The 21,920-nt window shown below is 34.3% G+C and carries 17 protein-coding genes and 1 CRISPR repeat array; of the genes, 9 read left to right on the plus strand and 8 right to left on the minus strand.

Annotated elements, in window-relative coordinates; genetic code table 11:
* The first annotated feature begins 13 nt into the window (after positions 1-13).
* From cas5p to cas2, 7 genes are all read left to right on the plus strand, one after another.
* On the plus strand, positions 14-787 hold the full coding sequence (gene cas5p / locus JK139_RS11640) for a type I-PGING CRISPR-associated protein Cas5p (RefSeq protein WP_218331336.1): 774 nt from the start codon (positions 14-16) through the stop codon (positions 785-787).
* Positions 784-2,289 carry a type I-PGING CRISPR-associated protein Cas8c/Csp2 gene (cas8c, locus tag JK139_RS11645; RefSeq protein WP_218331337.1) on the plus strand — a complete coding sequence of 502 codons (1,506 nt, stop codon included), beginning with the start codon at positions 784-786 and terminating at the stop codon, positions 2,287-2,289. Before cas5p ends, cas8c begins: the two co-directional genes overlap by 4 nt.
* Before the next feature lie 27 nt (positions 2,290-2,316).
* Positions 2,317-3,240, plus strand: a complete 924-nt coding sequence (gene cas7p / locus JK139_RS11650) for a type I-PGING CRISPR-associated protein Cas7/Csp1 (protein ID WP_218331338.1) — start codon at positions 2,317-2,319, stop codon at positions 3,238-3,240.
* A gap of 4 nt (positions 3,241-3,244) precedes the next feature.
* Positions 3,245-5,515, plus strand: coding sequence for a CRISPR-associated helicase Cas3' (gene cas3, locus JK139_RS11655; RefSeq protein ID WP_218331339.1), 2,271 nt, complete (start codon positions 3,245-3,247; stop codon positions 5,513-5,515).
* A 115-nt stretch (positions 5,516-5,630) separates the two neighbouring features.
* A complete protein-coding gene (gene cas4, locus JK139_RS11660; RefSeq protein ID WP_218331340.1) occupies positions 5,631-6,161 on the plus strand; it encodes a CRISPR-associated protein Cas4 in 531 nt (176 codons plus the stop codon).
* 134 nt (positions 6,162-6,295) lie between these two features.
* Positions 6,296-7,300, plus strand: a complete 1,005-nt coding sequence (cas1b, locus tag JK139_RS11665; RefSeq protein ID WP_218331341.1) for a type I-B CRISPR-associated endonuclease Cas1b — start codon at positions 6,296-6,298, stop codon at positions 7,298-7,300.
* 41 nt (positions 7,301-7,341) lie between these two features.
* A complete protein-coding gene (cas2, locus tag JK139_RS11670; protein WP_074419198.1) occupies positions 7,342-7,605 on the plus strand; it encodes a CRISPR-associated endonuclease Cas2 in 264 nt (87 codons plus the stop codon).
* Positions 7,606-7,816: 211 nt separating this feature from the next.
* Positions 7,817-10,842: a CRISPR direct-repeat array (repeat unit 30 nt; unit sequence CTTTTAATCGTACCATATTGGAATTGAAAT).
* A gap of 144 nt (positions 10,843-10,986) precedes the next feature.
* Here the strand turns inward: cas2 and JK139_RS11675 are convergent.
* The 8 genes from JK139_RS11675 to JK139_RS11710 form a co-directional block, all read right to left on the minus strand.
* Positions 10,987-13,056 carry an insulinase family protein gene (locus JK139_RS11675; RefSeq protein WP_218331342.1) on the minus strand — a complete coding sequence of 690 codons (2,070 nt, stop codon included), beginning with the start codon at positions 13,054-13,056 and terminating at the stop codon, positions 10,987-10,989.
* Between the two features lie 132 nt (positions 13,057-13,188).
* Positions 13,189-14,490: a M16 family metallopeptidase gene (locus tag JK139_RS11680; protein WP_228733212.1), complete on the minus strand. Its 1,302-nt coding sequence runs from the start codon at positions 14,488-14,490 to the stop codon at positions 13,189-13,191.
* Between the two features lie 211 nt (positions 14,491-14,701).
* Positions 14,702-15,610 (minus strand): tRNA (adenosine(37)-N6)-dimethylallyltransferase MiaA, encoded by a 909-nt coding sequence (gene miaA, locus JK139_RS11685; RefSeq protein ID WP_288096408.1) that lies wholly within the window; start codon positions 15,608-15,610, stop codon positions 14,702-14,704.
* Between the two features lie 48 nt (positions 15,611-15,658).
* Positions 15,659-16,234, minus strand: coding sequence for a plasmid pRiA4b ORF-3 family protein (locus tag JK139_RS11690; RefSeq protein ID WP_218331344.1), 576 nt, complete (start codon positions 16,232-16,234; stop codon positions 15,659-15,661).
* A gap of 124 nt (positions 16,235-16,358) precedes the next feature.
* Complete coding sequence (locus tag JK139_RS11695) at positions 16,359-17,789, minus strand: CCA tRNA nucleotidyltransferase (protein ID WP_218331345.1); 1,431 nt, start codon at positions 17,787-17,789, stop codon at positions 16,359-16,361.
* Positions 17,790-17,869: 80 nt separating this feature from the next.
* Complete coding sequence (locus JK139_RS11700) at positions 17,870-18,895, minus strand: glycosyltransferase family 9 protein (RefSeq protein WP_218331346.1); 1,026 nt, start codon at positions 18,893-18,895, stop codon at positions 17,870-17,872.
* 30 nt (positions 18,896-18,925) lie between these two features.
* On the minus strand, positions 18,926-19,144 hold the full coding sequence (locus tag JK139_RS11705; protein ID WP_074419193.1) for a hypothetical protein: 219 nt from the start codon (positions 19,142-19,144) through the stop codon (positions 18,926-18,928).
* A 231-nt stretch (positions 19,145-19,375) separates the two neighbouring features.
* A complete protein-coding gene (locus JK139_RS11710; protein ID WP_074419192.1) occupies positions 19,376-19,948 on the minus strand; it encodes an L-threonylcarbamoyladenylate synthase in 573 nt (190 codons plus the stop codon).
* A gap of 119 nt (positions 19,949-20,067) precedes the next feature.
* Between JK139_RS11710 and JK139_RS11715 the strand changes: the two genes are divergently transcribed.
* Both JK139_RS11715 and JK139_RS11720 read left to right on the plus strand, forming a co-directional pair.
* Positions 20,068-20,880 carry a 2,3,4,5-tetrahydropyridine-2,6-dicarboxylate N-succinyltransferase gene (locus tag JK139_RS11715; protein ID WP_218331347.1) on the plus strand — a complete coding sequence of 271 codons (813 nt, stop codon included), beginning with the start codon at positions 20,068-20,070 and terminating at the stop codon, positions 20,878-20,880.
* A 55-nt stretch (positions 20,881-20,935) separates the two neighbouring features.
* Positions 20,936-21,853, plus strand: a complete 918-nt coding sequence (locus tag JK139_RS11720; RefSeq protein WP_218331348.1) for a DMT family transporter — start codon at positions 20,936-20,938, stop codon at positions 21,851-21,853.
* Positions 21,854-21,920: the final 67 nt, after the last annotated feature.

The raw sequence follows: 21,920 nt of genomic DNA on the forward strand, positions 1-21,920 counted from the left end.
ATAAAATTACATTATGGATATTAGCATTTTAAAACGAAAACCGGAATTAACTGAGAGAATAAAATTGTGTATACAACCATTGGCTCCATTATCAATGGTTTCAGATATTCCAGGCACTTACTATAAGACTCAAAACACTCCTGATAAATATAAGGTATGTGGATTGTTCGAGAATATTTTAGGATGGCATTTTAGTGTTAACGACAGAGATAAGATTAACAAACAACTGAAAAAAAAAGATAAAATAAGAGAAATAAACAAATCAAATTCAAGCTATAATTCATTGCTTTTTGATTTTTTTGATATTACTCTGTCATTTACTGGAGAAACTCTTCATTACAATGACCTATGGAAAAAATCTTTTCGTAGAGGCGATGCAGTTGTACATCCAAAAGGAACTCCCAATCTTGATTACGCAGTTTTGAGAAGAAAAAAGAAATGGATAAAAAGTAAAGAAGCTGAGCAAGTAAGGCTTAAAGAAGAATTAGAGGAACTAATAAAAGATGAGGATTTTAATAAAGAAAAAATAGAAGAACTTAAAAAAAAAATATTACCAAGAAGTACTACCCCATTGCTATTGTTTTTTAAGGATAATATTGGTGCATATCCAACTTATTATAGTTCACCAACTCTTAGAGAATATATAAGCTTTGATGGAGAAATACAATTAGGATTAAGTATCGATGAAGAATTATTAAAACAATTAGAAAATGTATTAAAAGATTGTTCTACGGGTTATTTGGGAAATAGTGAAGGTTGGGTGGAACTTAAAATTGAAAGGATATGAATATAACTCATCCATACATAAAATACGGGATAGCAGTTACCTTAGTCACTAAGGGCTATAGTGATTTTACATTAATTAAAAAAGATGATTTAAAAGAAGAACTTGAGAAAGGAATAAATCATTTTAGAGTTAAACCGCAAGGTGATTTTAAAAACAAAAATGAAATAAGATTTGATTTTTCAAATGAAAAAAAAGGATCACCAGCTAAAGGTATTTATTTATCGCCATGTATTCTATCTGATGATATAAGTGCTGGCAATGTCATCGAAGCTTTAAAAGATATATCAAAGAAATTGAATAATCAAGCAGATACTAAAATTGATATAACAAGATCTTTAACACCATTATCTGGAGAGTTTGGAAGTTTCGGAAAATCAATTGGAAGAGGAAAGCCTAAAACGGATATTTCCACCGCTTCATATTGTGCAATTACCACATCATCGCCAAATAAGCCAGCAATGGCATACAAAACATTTGAAAAGGGTATATACAAAAGAGAAAACATTGCTATTATTCCAGACCTTGATATTCCGGAATTAGTTGATTTTATAAATCTATTTATTAAGCTAAAGGATAGTTCAACGCATAAATTGATGATTGGAAATGTAAAAGACGGTAAACCCTTGCGACCAAAGATTTTTGATGGTAATTTCCCTTATGCCCCTAAAAGTAGTGCATTAGGAAGTGTAGCCTTATTAGGTGCAATAGGAAATTGGGGGAAAGAAGCAAAAAATATTGATTGGGCGAAGAGAGTATTAGATAGCTTGATTTCAAAACCAATATACCTTATTGGAAATAAAACTTTTGAAACTTATACATATAACCATTACATAATTGATTTAGCTAAGGAAGGCAAATTGAGTTCAATAATTGATAGCATTTATTATATAATTCTCTATAATCAAGGATATCGAAACAGAAACACAATTAGTGAATATCAGAAATTCGATCTTTTTGCCAGTCGTTTTCTTCAACTATTTAATCGTCCTGCATTTAAAGACTTTTTAGCTTTTAGGGCAGAATATCCAAATCAATTGGAATCACTTTTTAAAACATATTTCATAAACATGGAAAAAGTAAATGAACAAACTGTCCAATCTGCAAGAGCTTTGGGCAAATGGCTAAATTATGCAGCTTATTTAGTCGCAAAATCAGAAACAGCTAATAAAGGAAAAGAAGAACTCAGAAATGCTAAGGCTAAAACTTTGATAGAAATTGAAAGTTCTATTTTTTCTGCACGCTCAGGCGATGCATTAATTTTTCAAGCAGTAACAAGGGCTGGAAGGCTTTCAAATTCTGATGCACCTTCTGAGGCAGAATTTTTTATGACGCAAACGGCTACAGGGGAGATTCCTTTGGATACTGCAAAACATTTATTAATTGCTTTTTCAAGAGTGATGAATAAAATTGAAAAAAAGGAAAATCCGCCTGAAATAGCTGTAGAATTAGAGAATGATGAACTTGATACATTTTCTGAAGATATTTCTGATGCCCAAGAATAAATTTTAAAAACTTTAAAAATAAATATCATGACAATTAAAGGAATTTTGGTAACACTTTTAGCGCCAATGGAAAACCATATTGCAAATGGTGGTGAAAAATTATTAGGGAATGCTTCTTCAATAAAAAGAAGACCAGATGGAAAAGTTTATATTTCTGGTCAAATGCAACGCCATGTATTATTTAGCGCAATTGACCGATTAAATCAGGATGATACAAACAAGGGAGAAACATTTGTTTCTAATGGAGATGGCATTAGCAATAAGATTGAAGTAGATATTCGTGCAGATTTAGGGGGATTTATGCATCCTTCTAAAGGTGATTATTCTGGAAGAAGAACTGCACCATTAAGTGTAACACCTGCTGTAGCCATTACAGAAAGTGAAGTTGGGCGTGATTTAATGCTACGACTTAGTACTATGGATAGAGATAATGCAATAGCTACAAGAGAATATAGCGAAAGCGATATCATGCACATGAATTTCTTTCTTGATGTAAACACTCTTGGTATTTCTAAAGTATTTAATTATCAGGATACATTTCACATTGGTACATCCTATATCAAACACATCAAAGATGACGAACGCAAACGCAGAGCAAAGTTATTTCTTGAAGCAACGCGTACAATGAATGATTATGCGAACCAGGCAAGAAATGCGGTAAGTGGTGAACCTCAGAAAGTTTTGATAGTATTTGATACTAAGATGAGTAGAAAAGCTTCCAGATATTTTGTCGCATCTGAAAATGAAAAGGCTAATATTCTTGCGGAATTAAAAGAGCGTGAAGCTATTCATTTTATCGGCGATGATGCCAACGCTGGCGATGAAAATAATCTAAGTGTAAATGAAGCCTATAAAAAAGCTTTTGCATATTTAAGTACAAACAATTTATATAATGCCGCCGGCAATGATGAAAGCGTTAAAACCTTTGCAGCAGCCTTTGGGGAAGATTAAATAAATGAAGGAATCTTTAGCAAAACCATCAGGCATCACTCTCCAGCAACATATAAAAAATGTACTTGCTGAAGGTATTTATATTCATAATACTTTACCTATTTCTTTTCAGAAATATTCCAAAACTGTTAATAAAGATCTTTTCAAAAGACTTAATGGGGCTATTAAATTTCATGATGATGGTAAGCTTCACACCAAATGGCAAAATGCTTGCAGAAATGATTATGAAGAATTTTTAAAATGGCATTCTTTGACTGGAAAAAATTTTAATGAGTATAGCAAATATTTTAAAGATTTGGCAGGCAAAAATCTTCGCAATTCCAGAGTGAGGCATGAGATAAATTCCTTAACGCGACACATAGGTGATAGTTTCTCAAATCCAGTTAAAGTTGCAATTGCCGCACATCATAGTAAACTTGGAAGGAGGTTTGAAGATAGGTGGACTAATAATAACTCAGGAGAGAAAAGTTCTGATTTATGGAATGAATTTATCAATTTGAATGCTTGTTATAGAAATTTACATCAGTTTAAGGATGCAATCAAAAAGCATTATGAATTTTCAGGTGTCAGAGCTTATTTGCAATTAGCCGATAGAAGAGCAAGTGCGAAAGAGGATAATGGTATTTATATTCCATTACGATCTTTTGAATATAATTTCCCTTTTGATGAGAAGAGAAATGTTCAGAAAATAGTAGAAGATCATTTAAATGAAGATTTTCTTTTAATCAGGGCACCTACCGGATCTGGCAAAACAGATGCATCATTGTTATGGGCATCTTCTCAAATCGCAAATCACAAAGCAGAACGCTTGATTATAGCTATGCCAACAAGATTTACGTCAAACGCATTATCTATTAATGTAGCGGGAAGTTTATCAGATACGGGTTTGTATCATTCTAGTGCTTGGAATTCCAAGTTCCATAAACAAGTAAAAGAAGGGTTTCTAAAAAAAGAAATTGCAAAAAAAGAGCATGAATTGGCTCGTCAATTATTAGTGCCAGTTACAGTTTGTACAATAGATCATTTACTGATAGCGCTTACACTAACCCGAGAAGATCATCATTCAATTGTTTTTAATCTTTCTAATAGTTGTGTAGTAATTGATGAAGCGGATTTTTATGACGAATTTACCCAAGCTAATATTTTGGTTCTTTTGGAAGCTCTAAATGTTTTAAAAGTGCCAGTTATGGTAATGAGTGCATCTCTTCCAGAATCTTCATTATTAATGTATCAAAGCACTGGATATAAAGTTGGAAAAATCTATGAAGATACTTCGGACAATAAAAGAATAAGATGCATAATTGATGAAATTATTGAGTATGAGGAAGTGAAAGAAATTGACGATCAGTTACAAATATGTTTAGATAAAGGATGTGCCATCATTTATGCAAATACTGTGGCCAAAGCAATGAGATTTTATCGTTGGTTTGAAGAACGAAATATAAAACCTATTTTATATCATAGCCGTTTTACTGAACCAGATAAGGCAAAAAGGGAAGAATTATTGTTATCTGCATTAGGAAAAGACGCATGGAATTCAGGAACAGCAAAAGGCATTATTATTATGACTCAAATTGGGGAAATTAGTGTTAATATAAGTGCTGATTTAATGTTATCAGATTTATGCCCCATTGATAGGTTAGTACAGAGAGTTGGAAGATTATGTAGATTTTCAGATGATAAGATTGGAATTTTAAAACTCTTAATTCCTTTAAAAGGCAATACGTTGTATCCTGCGCCTTATGGGACATTTGTTCAAAAAAATGGATGGAAAGCAAATGAGGCTCTCGTAAAAACACGAAAATTATTAAAATTAGGTGAGTATTCCGCAGAGAAGTTTGTCGATTTAATAAATAAGGTATATCCTTCTTTTGAAAAATTCCAGATGAAAGCAAAACACAATGCTGAGTTATTAAAAAGTAAGTTTATAAACAATTGGATAATATTACCACTTGAAGCTACCAAAGAAGACGATACTGAAAGTAGTGAATGGAAAACCCGGGATATTAAGGCAAATGATACCGTTTTTATTGATTTCCCGGAATCAGACTATTTTCATAATTGGTCTGATTTTATAGAATATAAATTAGAATATGGGATTGATCTTCCTGTTTATTTGATTAAAAAAGGGATTATGATTTCTAAAATAGTTACTCATCAAATAACTATTGATGAAGAAAATAAACCTGAAATCATTTATGTTGCATTAAATTGTTATTCACAAGAATTAGGATTACAAATTGAATTTAATTCTACAGAAGATCAATTTTTATAAATATTTTAAAATTATTTTAAAGTATTTAATTATTCTGTAGGCTCAACCAAAATTCGGGTAATTAACTTAGAGTTAATATGGAAGGTATTATTAACTTTAAATTTAACAATCCCTCATGCAAATTACCGCTACACATATTAATTATTATTTTGTTTGCAAAAGAAAGCTTTGGCTGTTTTCGAATGGAATTAGTATGGAGCATACTTCTGAAAATGTAAAAGAGGGCAAATTATTACATGAAACCAGCTATCCGCAAAGAGCGGAACGGTATAGGGAAATTGAAGTATCATTTCCATTTAACACAGCTACACTATTGGGCAAAATTGACTTTTATGATGTACAACAAAATGTTATTCACGAAATCAAAAAAAATAATACAATGGAAGAAGGGCATGCATGGCAGGTAAAATTTTATATGTGGTTAATGGAGCTAAACAGATTCAAAAATACAACAGGTATATTGGAATATCCATTATTAAAAACAACGAAAAATATAGCAGCGCTTACCTTAACCGATATTGAAACATTAAACAAAGTTTGTATAGAAATTTCAGAAATAGCAGCATTAGATACCTGCCCGCCTGTTATTCAAAAAAAAATTTGTAAAAAATGTGCTTATTATGAGTTATGTTATATAACCGAATAAATTATTTACTATTTTATGTATGTATAAAACATTTAAAATTAAATGGGCGTAAATAATTGGTTGTAAACAATTACATTAAAACAGGATCCTTTTTAAAAATAAGCATTTTATAGAAGATACCAAACATAAGGAATATGCGCAAATCGTATTATTTATTTAATCCGGGGCGTTTAAGCAGAAAAGATAATACCCTAAAATTTACACCTGTTGATGAAGATGGAAATGAAGGCCCGGTTAAATACATACCAGTTGAAGGGATTAACAATTTATATGCATTTGGAAGTTTAGATGCCAATAGTGCTTTATATAATTTTTTAGGTAAAGAACAAATCAGTGTTCATTTTTTTGATTATTATGAACATTATACCGGTTCTTTCATGCCTAAAGACTATTTACTGGCCGGCAAAATGCTCATTGCACAAACCAATGCATACAGCAATGCAACTGCAAGATTACACATTGCACAACAATTTGTAAGTGGCGGTGCTGCCAATATGCAAAAAAATTTGCGTTATTATTACAACAGGGGTAAAACCATTGAAAGTTCTATTGAAAAAATTGATGCGCTGATGCGTGCCATTCCTGAAACTACCCATATTGAAATGCTGATGGGTATAGAAGGAAATATACGCATAGCCTATTATGAGGCCTTTGATAGTATTATTACCCATTTCGAAATGGGGAACAGAACCAAACAACCCCCATCGAATGAAGTAAATACCATGATTTCCTTTTTAAACAGCATGTGTTACAGTTTGTGTTTAGATATGATTTATCATACACAACTCAATCCTACCATCAGTTTCCTGCATCAGCCCGGCGAACGAAGATATTCTTTAGCATTAGATATAGCAGAAATTTTTAAACCGATATTGGCCGACAGATTAATTTTTACTTTACTAAATAGAAAGCAAATTCAGGCACATGATTTTGATAAACAGCTCAATAGTTGTCTGTTAAAAGAAAGTGGTCGTAAAATTATTACCAAAGCCTGGGATGAAAAATTAAATGAAACCATACAACACCGTTCATTAAACCGACAGGTTAGCTACAAACATCTGGTAAAATTAGAATGTTACAAATTAGTAAAACATATTTTGGGCATGGAAACATACAAGCCATTTAAAGCGTGGTGGTAAAAATGGAGATATTTAAAATTAAATATAAATTAATATAAAAAATGTATATTATTTTAGTATACGATATAGAGCAAAAACGGGTAGGTAAAATGTTAAAACTATGCAGAATATATTTAAACTGGATACAGAATAGTGTTTTTGAAGGGGAGATTACAGAGGTAAAACTAAAAGAACTGATAGTCAAAGCCAAAATAATGATGGATATTAAAACCGACAGTTTAATCATTTTTAAAAGCCGACAGGAAAAATGGTTAGAGAAACAGGTAATTGGTAAAGAAAAAAATGAGGTAGATAATTTTATTTAACATCGTCTACCACCCTGTATGTAGCTTTAAGGCAACTACAAAAACATGTAAGTTTTTATCATAAAATAGCACCAATCATACTTTCATCGCATCGTCGAACAAAGGCTGCAATAATATTATCACAGATCGACTACTTTTTAGTGCAAAAACCTTAGTTTTACCTTATTAAATTACATTGTAAATCAACTGTTTATCATTTGCTGATAAGCGGCTTTTAATCGTACCATATTGGAATTGAAATGAGAAAGAAGCAGTTGTACCATTTAAAGGCCCTGCTTTTAATCGTACCATATTGGAATTGAAATGAACTTGTGCTGCTAACTGAACTTTGAGCAGTAACTTTTAATCGTACCATATTGGAATTGAAATGGGCTATCAATATCTAAAATAACACCTGCAATATTCTTTTAATCGTACCATATTGGAATTGAAATATAACATTCGCTTCAACAATATAAGAACCTGCATCATCTTTTAATCGTACCATATTGGAATTGAAATTCTATTGGGGAAGCAGGAAATGCTATTGTTAATGTCTTTTAATCGTACCATATTGGAATTGAAATTCATTAATTAATCTCACATTATAATCTTGCGATGCTTTTAATCGTACCATATTGGAATTGAAATTATTTTTATAGAATTTAGCTGCCGGAGCCGGTAACTTTTAATCGTACCATATTGGAATTGAAATTTTACATATTAAAATATTTTCTTCATCGGTAATGAAACTTTTAATCGTACCATATTGGAATTGAAATTGGTACATGCATCCGGAAATTTTATTACTAAAACATACTTTTAATCGTACCATATTGGAATTGAAATGATATGGTCTTTAGCCGGAGAATTTGACCGCCATAGCCTTTTAATCGTACCATATTGGAATTGAAATAAAGCGGGGCAGACGTAACGCATTTCAGCAATCGGCTTTTAATCGTACCATATTGGAATTGAAATTTACGAAAATTCTGCCGTCTTCGTCAACTGTGTTCTTTTAATCGTACCATATTGGAATTGAAATTTCGAGAATTTCACAGTCGTTCTGTCCTTATCGCCTTTTAATCGTACCATATTGGAATTGAAATATCGTAATCAGTTAGGTATGGCTTACTATCATGGTCTTTTAATCGTACCATATTGGAATTGAAATTAATTACCAGCCTATATACACCGCACCCGCTATATATCTTTTAATCGTACCATATTGGAATTGAAATTCTTTATAATTACCTTTTAATTCAATATTCCCGTCTTTTAATCGTACCATATTGGAATTGAAATGCGTTTGTTTAATTTGTGATTAATTCCATTGCCGCCTTTTAATCGTACCATATTGGAATTGAAATGCATCAATTCAATTTTATTTTTCAATAATTGGCCTCTTTTAATCGTACCATATTGGAATTGAAATAAAAAAACACCTACCTGACTGACAATAAACACGTCTTTTAATCGTACCATATTGGAATTGAAATGAAACTGACAATCCTAAACCTACTTTTTGTAAGACCCTTTTAATCGTACCATATTGGAATTGAAATCTCTTTTAGATGGGCTGACGAATAAATGATTTAATCTTTTAATCGTACCATATTGGAATTGAAATGATATTGTTAGTGCCGTTACCCCTAATGCCGATGCTTTTAATCGTACCATATTGGAATTGAAATTGCCTGATTGAGCTGTTATACTTAGCGCCACGGCCTCTTTTAATCGTACCATATTGGAATTGAAATTTTTGTATTTGTGTTTTCATAATTTTTAGTTTTACTTTTAATCGTACCATATTGGAATTGAAATATACATTGAATGTATCGTTGTTTAAATACGCAGAATCGCTTTTAATCGTACCATATTGGAATTGAAATTTAGATGCCGTTTACAATGGGCTATTAAAATTAGAACTTTTAATCGTACCATATTGGAATTGAAATACGATTAAAGCAGCTGCACCATTAGTTGCCGGTGTCTTTTAATCGTACCATATTGGAATTGAAATTTTCTTAAATGAGAATACAGTTGCAATCTTTAAACTTTTAATCGTACCATATTGGAATTGAAATTTGTTTGTGATGAAGTAGTTGCTATCGTTATAGTTCTTTTAATCGTACCATATTGGAATTGAAATTTAAAGGTAAGTAGGTAGATGCAGCAGCAGAAGTACTTTTAATCGTACCATATTGGAATTGAAATCCGAATGAAATAATTACTAATAATAAAAAAAATATCTTTTAATCGTACCATATTGGAATTGAAATTTTGTTGATGTTGTTGCCTGTGATATACTAAATGCACCTTTTAATCGTACCATATTGGAATTGAAATGTTGCTAAACGCCACTAAAATATCATCCAAACCTTCTTTTAATCGTACCATATTGGAATTGAAATTGTATATAACGACCTTCCCTTGCCTTGGCGTTATATCTTTTAATCGTACCATATTGGAATTGAAATTTAATTATACCGCCTAATATATAACTTAACTATTTCTTTTAATCGTACCATATTGGAATTGAAATTGATTAGGTATTTAGCAAATTGCTCAACTGTTATCCTTTTAATCGTACCATATTGGAATTGAAATTTCGTAATATTATTTAATTTTACAATTCCTTCAACTTTTAATCGTACCATATTGGAATTGAAATGAATTTTGTTTATATACGCTTCCTGACAATGCAGCTTTTAATCGTACCATATTGGAATTGAAATATTTTCTAAAATAAAATTGGCTGCTTCGTTCCCTCTTTTAATCGTACCATATTGGAATTGAAATGGCATGTAATAGGTTATTAAAAGAAATAGCGAAAAGCTTTTAATCGTACCATATTGGAATTGAAATAATTTGGATTATTGCCGGTGCCTATTAATTGCCACTTTTAATCGTACCATATTGGAATTGAAATTTAACTGTAGTAGCTTCACAGTCATTTCCTGCTCCCTTTTAATCGTACCATATTGGAATTGAAATTTAGTTATATATTTATTGTTTACGTCTGTTTGTCTCTTTTAATCGTACCATATTGGAATTGAAATCCCTTTTTGCATCGTTTCAATTTTTGATTTTAACAACTTTTAATCGTACCATATTGGAATTGAAATATGTTTTTAAAATATATTGCTCTAAACGCTCCCACCTTTTAATCGTACCATATTGGAATTGAAATCCCTTTAAATTTTGCAATGTGATAAGCAATTTGTACTTTTAATCGTACCATATTGGAATTGAAATGCCGCAATAGCTCTATCATTCAATTGAAGTATACAAATACTTTGAGAGGACGTTTTAAAAAAGTACGGAAAACAGGAAATGGGTAGTACTGTTTTTTCCATACTACCCATTTGTATAGTGGAGATAAGAAAGTACGAATTGGTATTATTTGAAATCTGCCGATTTTAGCCCTTGATTTACTTTTACATCTTTCACATCTAATTCAATTTTCAGTCTGCCCTGATCAACAATTGTTTTCATAGGCACCTGCAAACCGTTGTATGATTTATAATCATGATAAAAAGTTTGAATAACCATTTTTCCTGCAGGGCTACCATCTTTTTCAGTTACAGATTTTAATTTTAATCCGGTTTTTACATCATAGTAATTGGTAAAAGTTCTGCCCTTAGGCGATTTAATTTCAACAGCATAAGCATCATGGCCTTCAATGGATTCAATATCTTTTACTGTATAAGTATAACCATCTTTTGATAAATAATACGCTTCAGGCAGCATGGAAGCACTTTCTGCCAATTCTTCTTTGTCATCATCTTTCAAAGGCTGTTCCTGTCCTTGCGCAGAAACAGAATAAGTACCTTCTTTAGTCAGCTGCTTTTGCAACAGCATGCCTTGAATGGTTAAAGTTTGTTCAAAATAACCGGGCAACAAATATTTTTGATCGAATACTAAAGTTTGCCCCATTGCACCGGCAGTTCCGCTTATTTCTAAATCTTTAATATCTTTTAAAGCCGCATTACCCATTGCGGCTGCGGCCTTTTCAATAATGCTTTTACCGGAAACACCGGCATCTGCTTTTTTAACAACAGGAGCAACAACAGGATTTCCTTCTACATCGTAGTATTGAATGGTTCCATACTTATCAAGCCCGGATACTACTTGTTTGGCATTGCCTACAATAACGGTATACATATGTTCGGGCTGAATATATTTTTTCGCCATCTCCATAACGGTACCGGCATTAACAGCAGCAATATTTTTTAAATAGTTTTGATAATAATCGGATGGCAAGTGGTAAATGGCTTCATTTAAAGCAAAATTTGCAACAGTGGCAGGGTTTTCTAAACTTCTGGCAAACGCACCACTGAGTGTATTTTTAGAAAGTTCTACCTCTGTATCACTTACCGGTGTAGTTCTGATTAATTCAAACTCTTTTAAGAACTCGCCTACAGCACTATCGGTTTTTTCATTCCGTACGGATGCTTCAGCATTAAAACTGCCAATTAATTTATCGGGATTAACAGCACTGTAAGCTCCATAAGTAAACCCATGTTTTTCGCGAAGATTCATGAATAAACGGGAAGATGCCCCACCACCCAAAATATTATTCATTACCCTGACAGGGATTACATCTGCATCGCCAGGTTTTAAAGGTTCTGTTTGCACAAAATTAATAACACTTTGCACAGATACCGGTCTGTCAACAATAGCGATGATGGGTTTTACAGGATTAGCAGGCACAGGATATTGTGGCTTTGGAACATCACCACGCTCCCATTTTCCATAATAGGTTTCAGCTAATTCTTTCGCTTCTTCTTTGGTAATATCGCCCACAAAAACCAGATAACTGATATTGGGTTTCCAATAAGCTGCAAAATAGTTTTTGATATCGGCAACAGTTACATTTTTAACAGTACTGTCGGTTTCAATTTCACCATAAGGATGATTAGAGCCATACAACAATTTACTCACTACATTTCCTGCAATAGAATTGGGATCATCTTTACTTTGTGCCAGTCCTGAAAGTTCCTGCCTACGAATTTTTTCTAACTGATCAGCAGGGAATGAAGGATGGAAAGTAATATCGGCCATAATTGCAAACAACTTTTTGAAGTTTGTGGAAAGGGCTGAACCGCTAATACTGGTAGCACTGGCATAAATATTACCTCCTAAAAAATCGATGGCATCATCCAATGCTACTTTATTCATAGTGGCAGTACCACTGCGCAACAATTGCCCAGCCATACTGGTTAATCCTGCTTTATTTCCTTCCAGTACCGGATCTCTATTTACGGTTAAAGAAACCGAAACTCTGGGTAATTTGGTATTACGAACTACAATTACTTCTAATCCGTTGGGCAAAGTAAATTTTTCAGTTTTGCCTAATTCTACGGCTTTGGCCGGACCCGGCGGTGGTGGTACTGCCCTGTTTATGTTTTCCTGTGCCCAAATTGCTATGGGAGCCAGTAATAATAATGTTAGAATGAAACGTTTCATAAGTTTATTTTTTATAATTGTATTGTACTGAAAATTGCCCAAGCGCTTGAATAGAAGCTGGTGCATAGCTTTTCAGAATTATGATGATCGTTTAACTTTTTAAGAATAGCAATCCATTTTTAAAAGCGCTGTTTATTTTTTGTATTGATCCTTTGTTCCTTTGGGAACATAATAAAGAATTACACGATTATCTTTTTTGAAATATTTTTTTGCAACATCCCAAACATCTTCCCGTGTAACTGCATCTAATTTTTTTATTTCTGTATTAATTAAATCAGCATCACCAAAGTAAACCTGGTAATTAGCAAGAGATTCAGCTATACCTTGCATTGTGGAATTTCGGGTAACAAATTGTGTATTTATTTGATTTTTCACTTTTTGAAATTCGTGTTCACTTACCAATCCGTTTTTTAGTGTATTAACTACCGAGTCCATATTTTTTTCCAACACCTGTGGTTGCACGCCTGAGTTGGCAATACTGTATATAATAAAGAGACTTGCATCTTCCAGCGCATAGTTAAAAGCGCCGGTAGCCACTGCTAATTGTTTTTGGTCAACCATTACTTTATTGAGTTGTGCAGAATTACCGCCCGATAAAATGGTACTTAAAACATTAAATGCATAGTATTCATTCGTTCCCTGTTTGGGTGCCCGGTAAGCTTCTATTACAGCGGGCAATTGAATATTATCTTCAATCACATCCCTCACTTCGCCACCCAAAGGGGGTTCCGTTACGTTGGGGCGTGGTATGGGCAAAGTTCCTTTGGGTATGGGGCCAAAATAAGCTGCAATTAGTTTTTTTGTTTCCGGAATATCAATATCTCCGGCTATAGAAAGTACGGCATTATTGGGTACATAAAATGTTTTATAAAACTGTATAAACTCATCTAATTTGGCAGAATTTAAATCTTCCATACTACCAATGGGTTGGTATTTATAGGGATGTACTTTAAAAGCACGTTTAAATATTTCGCCAATAATGCTGCCATAAGGCTGGTTATCTATTCTGGTGCGCTTTTCTTCCTTAACTACTTCACGTTGGGTATTTACGCCCACCTGCTCAATTTTAGCGTGCATCATTCTTTCACTTTCCAACCATAAACCCAATTGTAGTTGATTAGCCGGCAATACTTCATAATAATAAGTTCTGTCCTGTGTAGTATTGGCATTGTTGGTTCCACCTGCATTGCTAACGTATTTCATAAATTCGCCCCGCTTAATATTGTTGCTACCCTCAAACATCAGGTGCTCAAAAAAATGTGCAAAACCTGTACGGCCGGGTAGTTCGTTTTTAGAACCTACATGATACAACACACCTACTGCTACCACCGGCGCTGTTTTATCGCGGTGTAAAATAACGGTTAATCCGTTAGGTAGTGTGTACTCATCAAATTCAATTTTTCGGGCTTGTGCCTGCACTAGTTGACTTAGCAAGCAAAAGGTTGCCGCAACAAAAAAAACTTTTTTCATTTGCAAGGAATTTATTTTTAAAAATGTAAACATTTTAGCATACTGCAGATGAATAATTGAAAAAAAATATCTGGAGCAGCACGGGTTACATTGAATGAATTACAACAATACGTGTAATTGCATTAATAGAAATTTTTAGCAATTTATAGAAAAAAATATATCCAAAAAAAATATTTTATTGTTTTATCCATTCCAATAAAAACTGATTGGATATTGTATCAGGATGCGTCCATTGAATGCTGGAATCTTTTTTAAACCAGGTAATTTGCCGCTTGGCATAATGCCTTGTGTTTAACTGAATTAACTCAATAGCCCTGTTTAATGAAACAAAGCCATTTAAATAATCAAATACTTCTTTATAACCTACTGTTTGCAATGCATTGAGTTGTTGTAATGGTTGCAGCGATTTTACTTCTTCTACTAATCCTGCTTCTATCATTGTACATACCCGTTCATTAATTTTTTGGTATAATTCCTGGCGTGGTAATTCTAAACCTATTTTTAGTATTCTGAAGGGGCGTGGCACATTTTTTTTGGAACGAAAATGTATAACCGATTTCCCGGTTGCTTCCATCACCTCTAAAGCCCGCATTAAGCGTTGCGGATTTTGTTGTTCGGCCTGTTCCCAAAAAACGGGGTCTGATTTTTTAATCTGTTCCTGCAGCCATACCAATCCTTTTTGATGATAATTTTGAATAATGCTGTTTCTTAAATCAGGTGGTACCGGCGGAATGTTATCTAACCCATTGCAAAATGCATCTACATATAAACCACTGCCACCAACCATTACTGCAACAGAATGTTTGGAAAAAATGTTTGCTGCTGCCTGCAAGGCATATTGTTCAAAAACAGCTGCATTTACATCATCATATACAGAATGAGAATTAATAAAATAATGTGGTACCAACTCCAGTTCTGCAAGCGTAGGCTTGGCAACGCCAATATTGAGTTCCCGATAACATTGTCGTGAATCGGCAGAAATAATTTCGGTATTCAACAATTGTGCAATACGCAAAGCCAGTGCCGTTTTACCTACAGCAGTAGGCCCTATCACTAAAATCATCAAAGGATTCAATGAATACACAAGTAATATTTTTTATGAATGCCGATTAAGAATAACTCAGGCTATTTTTTAAAAATCATCCAGCCCCTGACCTTCAGCATCTTCTGCATTTTCCTCTTCCTCGTCTGTGTTTTCCGCTGCGTCGCTTTCTTCACCAAAACCATCACCGGCTTCAGTTAAATCGTATTTCTCTTCTATATCAGCAAATTTTTCACCCAATAATGATTTGGTGCCATATTGTTGAGGCCCTATTCCTTCAATACGGGTAATTACAGGATAATTTAATTTGGTATTTTCATCCTTACTTACCTGAATCAATGCTACCAGAAAAACCCAATTTTTATCAAAATCATACACATAAATGAATTTCTGATTGGGATCTTTAATTTCACTACCAATGGTGGTTTCGGCCATTAATAAAGGGGCAACCACATAAGGTTTTTCATATACCGCCAGCGAAATTTCACGGCCCCGTTGCCAGGCATCATTACTTCTGTAAAAAGTAGCCTGATGCCTATTATCGAATTCATAAGCTTTCAATATAGTTAAATGCAAATCGAGAAAATGCTGGGTATGTTTGATGGCGATATCTCTGTAAACTGCATCATCTTCTTCTAAATAAACCCTGAATTTTAAAATGGCCATGGTGTATAATTTTATGTATATATCCAGACAAACAGCTATTCAATAAAAATAACTGCTTTTGTTTATATTTTGCTGCCTTTCAATATTTAGCTTTTGTTAATGCTTCAAAGAAACGAAAAACATTTTAAATGGGCTGCAGGTTTAATGAAGCTGCTTTTTGCAGCATAAATGCATAGGCAGCCTGGTAGGTATTGGGAATAACCCCGTCAAGAATCGCTTCCCGAATGGCATCTTTAATCATCCCTACTTTTCTGCCGGGTGGCAAGCCGAAAATGCGCATAATGTCTTCGCCTGAAAGTGGTGGTTGCCAGTTGCGTAAATGATCTTTTTCCTCAACCTCTTTCATCCGTTCTTTTACCATTTCAAAATTTTGCAGATACCGCTGCACTTTTTGTTTGTTTTTGCTGGTAATATCTGCATTGCATAATAACATAAGTGCGTCAATATCATTTCCTGCATCAAACAACAATCTGCGAATGGCGCTATCGGTTATATTTTCTTTGGTAAGCGAAATAGGTCTTAAATGCAGCTCAACTAATTTTTTTACCTGGCGCATTTTTTCATTAAGGGGTAGTTTAAACTGCGCAAATATTTTTGGTACCATACGGGCGCCCACCACTTCATGACCATGAAATGTAAAGCCATGGCCCGGCTCAAAACGTTTTGTTGCAGGTTTTCCAATATCATGCAATAAAGCCGCCCATCGTAACCATAAATCATCCGTAACTTCAGCAATATTATCTATTACCTGAATAGTATGGTAAAAATTATCTTTATGTCCCATCCCATCAATATTTTCAGCACCATGTAAGGCCATCATTTGTGGAAAAATAATAGAAAGAAGTCCTGATTTACTTAACATTTCTAACCCAATGCCGGGTTTAGTTGCCAGTAAAATTTTATTAAACTCATCTGTAATTCTTTCCTGTGAAACAATTTTAATACGATGTGCATCTTGTTGTATGGCATCAAAAGTTTTTGGTGCAATAGAGAAATTTAATTGGGTAGCAAAACGAATAGCCCGCATCATGCGTAAAGGATCATCACTAAAGGTTTGTAGGGGATCTAATGGGGTTTGAATAATTTTTGCTTTCAGATCGTGTATGCCAGTAAACGGATCTAACAGCATACCATAATCATCCGCATTTAAACTGATACCCATGGCATTAATGGTAAAATCGCGCCGTAACTGATCTTCTGCCAGTGTTCCTACCATTACTTTTGGTTTTCTGCTTTGCTCGGTATAACTTTCTTTTCTTGCACCCACAAATTCTACTTCAAAAAAACTGCCATCGGGCAATGGTAATTTAATTTGGGCAGTTCCAAAATTTTTAAAGTAAGCAACGTTGGGTTTGGGCTGAAACAATTCTGCAACGGCATGTGCCAGTTTTATACCATCCCCTAAACATACAATATCTGCATCTTTAGTAGGCCTGCCCAGAATTTTATCCCGAACAAATCCACCAATTAAAAATGCAGGCATTTGCATTTGCTGCGCTGCTTTGGCAATGGTTGCAATAATTTTTTCTTCTGTATTTGATAAAGTAATCTGCATTGCGGCAAAGGTACAAATTGAAAAAGGCATTTAACAACCGAATTTTTTATTGCATATATCCTGTATTTAACGATGTGCTATCAAATAACGTAACCCGATTGCTGCATTTTAATATGCAAGGGTTGCAGTAATTGATGGGCTTGTATATGCAAGGCACAATGAAAATGCCCTTGTGGACAACCAGCCCTGCCATGTATACCACAGGGCCTGCAACTTAATAGCTCCTGTACCTCTACAATATATTGTTCATGGCTAAGCGGCCCATATCCAAAAGCAGGAATGGTGGAACAGTACACAACAGTAACCGGTGCATTGACTGCGGAAGCAAAATGCATAGGGGCCGAATCGTTCACATAGTTCATGAATGCAGCCTCCATTAAAGCGGCCGACTGTAAAAAACTTAATTTACCTGCTAAATTTTCCACTTGTTTACCGGAACTGGCAGCGGCTATATTTGCACACAAAGCATTATCAGAAACTGCACCCAATAAATAAATTGTTAATGAATCTGGTATTTGATGAATCAATTCTATCCATTTTTCAGCAGGGTATTGCTTGGTAAACCATACAGAAGCCGGAGCAATACAGATATATTTTTTATTCTGCAAATATTGTACTGAAGCTGCAATGGATGCATTATAATACAATTTAGGCAAAGCTGCCTTTCCATTTGTAAAATGTGCAATCAGTTGTTGATTGCGTTCAATTTCATGCAACGGTGTACCATTTTCGCCGAAATGATGCGTAATAGATTTTGTGAAAAAACAACTGAATGGATTGGTTCGAAAACCAATTGTTTCAGCAGCACCTGAAAAAGCAGTTAATAAACCGGTTGCAGCATAACGCTGCACATTGATTACCCTGGTATACTTTTCTTTTCGAATTTGAAATAATAATTGAATAAGATGCCGATATTTCTGCTTTTTCTTATCCCAGATTAGTACATTTTTTATATAAGGATGTGCTTCAAACAGCAACTCATTCCCTTTACGAACCAAAACATGTAGTAAAGTTTCAGGGTATTGAGCATGTATTTTTTCCAACAATCCGGTTGCCAGAACAACATCACCAATAAATGCGGTTTGTATGAGCAGCACTTTTTCCATATCTGCAAAATAAATGCATAATAGGCAGCATTATTCAAATTCCAGTTCATTGCTGAAAAATTCCCAATCGAACAACAGATATTTTTCTTTAAAAAGACAAAGAGGTTTAGGAACCAGTGTAGCTTCGGTATCGTTTTGTATTTCGGTTAAATCAGAAGCAATGGTATGCTTATCCAGCCCCATTTGAAGAATTAATTCAATGAAAGGCTGCACTTTTTCGGAAGGAACATCTACAATAACTCTTGCCATACCATTTTAATTGCTTCTTCTAAACTAAATAATTTTTGTTATAAAATGAAGCTTTTAACAGAGAATTTATGAAAATAAAATTTTATGACGATAAGAAGCTGACAATCAGAACTTGCGCAAAAAAATATTAAATTTTTTACCAATTATTTTTTAAGTAAAACCAAGCTATTTCAGTACGATTTACTTTGAAACACTGTCAAAATATTTTTGACACATGATCCAAAACAGAAATTACGGGCGTAAAACATGGATGGAGCCATCCTGTCGCCATTCTATAATGGTAGAAGGCACTGAGGGCTGTTTATCATCTTGCCGGTATTGAACCACATAATCTACCGAAGAGCGAATTGTTTCTGAAATAGATGCAAAATTAGCCGGAGATGGTTCTCCACTCAGATTAGCCGAAGTGCTAACGATGGGCTTTTTAAATCTTTTAATGAGTTGTTTACAAAATGGGTCTTGGCAAATACGAATAGCAATGGAGCCATTTTCGGCAATTACATTATTTGCAAATCCAATGGCTGCAGGATAAATAACGGTAGTGGGCTTTTGTTGCTTTGCTAAAAAATCAAATACACACAAGTCTATGGCAGCCACATGCTGTAATACTTGCTTTTCATCTGCTACCAATACAACTAAACTTTTTTGAGGCGGACGATTTTTGATTTGAAAAACTTTATCAACCGCTGCCGCATTCGTAGCATCGCAGCCAATACCCCAAATGGTATCAGTAGGATACAGCAAGGTACCACCTGCCTCCAAAACCTTTAATGCATGAATAATATCTGGTTCAAACAATTTCATTTTTCAAAACTAACAGAATTGCATTTAATTTATTTAAATGAATGTAATATCATTTTTTTTATAACCATCAGCCAACTTTCTGTAACCGTTTATAACTATGTTTGCATAAATTTTTTTTAATGGAATTACAAACACGCATCATCGCCGCCTGGAATGACAGAAATTTATTACATGACAAACAATACAGTGACGCCGTTCGCGAAGTGATGGAAGCCATTGATAAAGGCCAACTAAGAACTGCTGCCCCCACAGCGCAAGGGTGGCAGGTAAATGAATGGGTAAAACAAGCCATTCTATTGTATTTTGCCATACAACCCATGGAAACCTACCAACTGCCCCCATTTGAATTTTACGACAAAATGTTGCTAAAGAAAAATTATGCAGCATTAGGCGTACGTGCAGTACCCCATGCAGTAGCACGTTATGGTGCCTATTTAGCCAAAAATGTGGTATTAATGCCAAGTTATGTGAATATTGGTGCTTATGTAGATGAAGGCACCATGGTAGATACCTGGGCCACAGTTGGCAGTTGTGCACAAATTGGCAAACACGTTCACCTGAGTGGCGGTGTGGGTATTGGTGGTGTACTGGAACCGTTACAGGCCAGTCCTGTTATTATTGAAGATGGTTGCTTTCTGGGCAGCCGCAGTATTGTTGTAGAAGGCGTTCGTGTTGAAAAAGAAGCAGTTTTAGGAGCCAATGTGGTATTAACACAATCCACAAAAATAATTGATGTGAGTGGCAGCACGCCAAAAGAATACAGAGGCTATGTACCGGCAAGAAGTGTAGTAATTCCGGGTACCTATCCTAAACAATTTCCTGCCGGTGAATACCAGGTTAGCTGTGCTTTAATTATTGGGCAAAGAAAACCAAGTACTGATTTAAAAACCAGTTTGAATGATGCACTGCGCGATTTTAATGTATCAGTATAATTGAAATTTAAAATACTGCCTTAGGCAGTAAGTTTTTTGCCTGAATTGTTGAATAATGCATACAAAAATAAGAACGGGAATGGCAGGAGGGTTTATCATTGCCATTTTAGGCGCCTTGCTTTTTTCAACCAAAGCCATTTTTGTGAAGCTGGCATTTCAACATACGCAGGTATCAGCCATCCATTTGCTGGTATTGCGTATGTTGTTTTCATTGCCATTTTACCTGATTGCTGCAACTTATGCCCATAAAACCAGTACCGAAAAGCTAACCCGCAAACAATGGGTTTTATTAGCCTTGATGGGTATTTTAGGATACTACCTGAGCAGCTTGTTCGATTTTATGGGTTTGCGATTTGTTTCTGCAGGATTAGAAAGACTGATACTGTTCTTGTATCCAACGTTTACCGTACTGATCAATACTTTTTATTTTAAAACAAAACTGAAACGAATACAAGTTGTCGCTCTGCTCTTAACCTACATTGGTATTGGCATTGCCTTTTTAGGAGAAGTAAAATTAGATGCCGGAAATATCCATTTCTTTTTGGGCATATTCATGATTTTTTTATGTGCCGTAACTTATTCAATATATTTAGCAGGTACCGGAAAATTAGTGCCCATTATAGGCTCTACAAAATATACCGCCTATGTAATGCTGTTCGCAACTATGGGTGTTTTTGCGCATTTTTTAATAACCAACCATCAAAATTTTGGCCAACTGCTACAACCCAATTTGCTCATCTATGGCATTGCACTGGCAATCATTGCAACAGTGCTACCTTCTTTTTTAATGAATATTAGTATGAATAAAATTGGCAGTAACAATGTGGCGATTATTACCAGTATTGGCCCTGTTTCCACCATTATACAAGCCCATTTCTTTTTAGATGAGCCCATCTTTTTTTTACAATTAGCCGGAACTGCTTTGGTCATCGCAGGTATTCTCTTGATAGGATGGAAACCCTCATTAACCTAATACCAGAAAGGAATTAATTTTGGGTCTTAGCAAGTATTACTAATAAGCCGGATTTTTTAATATCCAT

The sequence above is a fragment of the Hydrotalea lipotrueae genome, assembly GCF_019249625.1.
In the GTDB taxonomy this organism is placed as follows: Bacteria; Bacteroidota; Bacteroidia; order Chitinophagales; family Chitinophagaceae; genus Hydrotalea; species Hydrotalea flava.

What these genes read in the sequence shown, in the direction of transcription:
- cas5p (WP_218331336.1), top strand. Translation starts at nt 14, where the DNA reads ATGGATATTAGCATTTTAAAACGAAAACCGGAATTAACTGAGAGAATA.
- cas8c (WP_218331337.1), top strand. Translation starts at nt 784, where the DNA reads ATGAATATAACTCATCCATACATAAAATACGGGATAGCAGTTACCTTA.
- cas7p (WP_218331338.1), top strand. Translation starts at nt 2,317, where the DNA reads ATGACAATTAAAGGAATTTTGGTAACACTTTTAGCGCCAATGGAAAAC.
- cas3 (WP_218331339.1), top strand. Translation starts at nt 3,245, where the DNA reads ATGAAGGAATCTTTAGCAAAACCATCAGGCATCACTCTCCAGCAACAT.
- cas4 (WP_218331340.1), top strand. Translation starts at nt 5,631, where the DNA reads ATGCAAATTACCGCTACACATATTAATTATTATTTTGTTTGCAAAAGA.
- cas1b (WP_218331341.1), top strand. Translation starts at nt 6,296, where the DNA reads ATGCGCAAATCGTATTATTTATTTAATCCGGGGCGTTTAAGCAGAAAA.
- cas2 (WP_074419198.1), top strand. Translation starts at nt 7,342, where the DNA reads ATGTATATTATTTTAGTATACGATATAGAGCAAAAACGGGTAGGTAAA.
- JK139_RS11675 (WP_218331342.1), bottom strand. Translation starts at nt 13,056, where the DNA reads ATGAAACGTTTCATTCTAACATTATTATTACTGGCTCCCATAGCAATT.
- JK139_RS11690 (WP_218331344.1), bottom strand. Translation starts at nt 16,234, where the DNA reads ATGGCCATTTTAAAATTCAGGGTTTATTTAGAAGAAGATGATGCAGTT.
- JK139_RS11695 (WP_218331345.1), bottom strand. Translation starts at nt 17,789, where the DNA reads ATGCAGATTACTTTATCAAATACAGAAGAAAAAATTATTGCAACCATT.
- JK139_RS11700 (WP_218331346.1), bottom strand. Translation starts at nt 18,895, where the DNA reads ATGGAAAAAGTGCTGCTCATACAAACCGCATTTATTGGTGATGTTGTT.
- JK139_RS11705 (WP_074419193.1), bottom strand. Translation starts at nt 19,144, where the DNA reads ATGGCAAGAGTTATTGTAGATGTTCCTTCCGAAAAAGTGCAGCCTTTC.
- JK139_RS11710 (WP_074419192.1), bottom strand. Translation starts at nt 19,948, where the DNA reads ATGAAATTGTTTGAACCAGATATTATTCATGCATTAAAGGTTTTGGAG.
- JK139_RS11715 (WP_218331347.1), top strand. Translation starts at nt 20,068, where the DNA reads ATGGAATTACAAACACGCATCATCGCCGCCTGGAATGACAGAAATTTA.
- JK139_RS11720 (WP_218331348.1), top strand. Translation starts at nt 20,936, where the DNA reads ATGCATACAAAAATAAGAACGGGAATGGCAGGAGGGTTTATCATTGCC.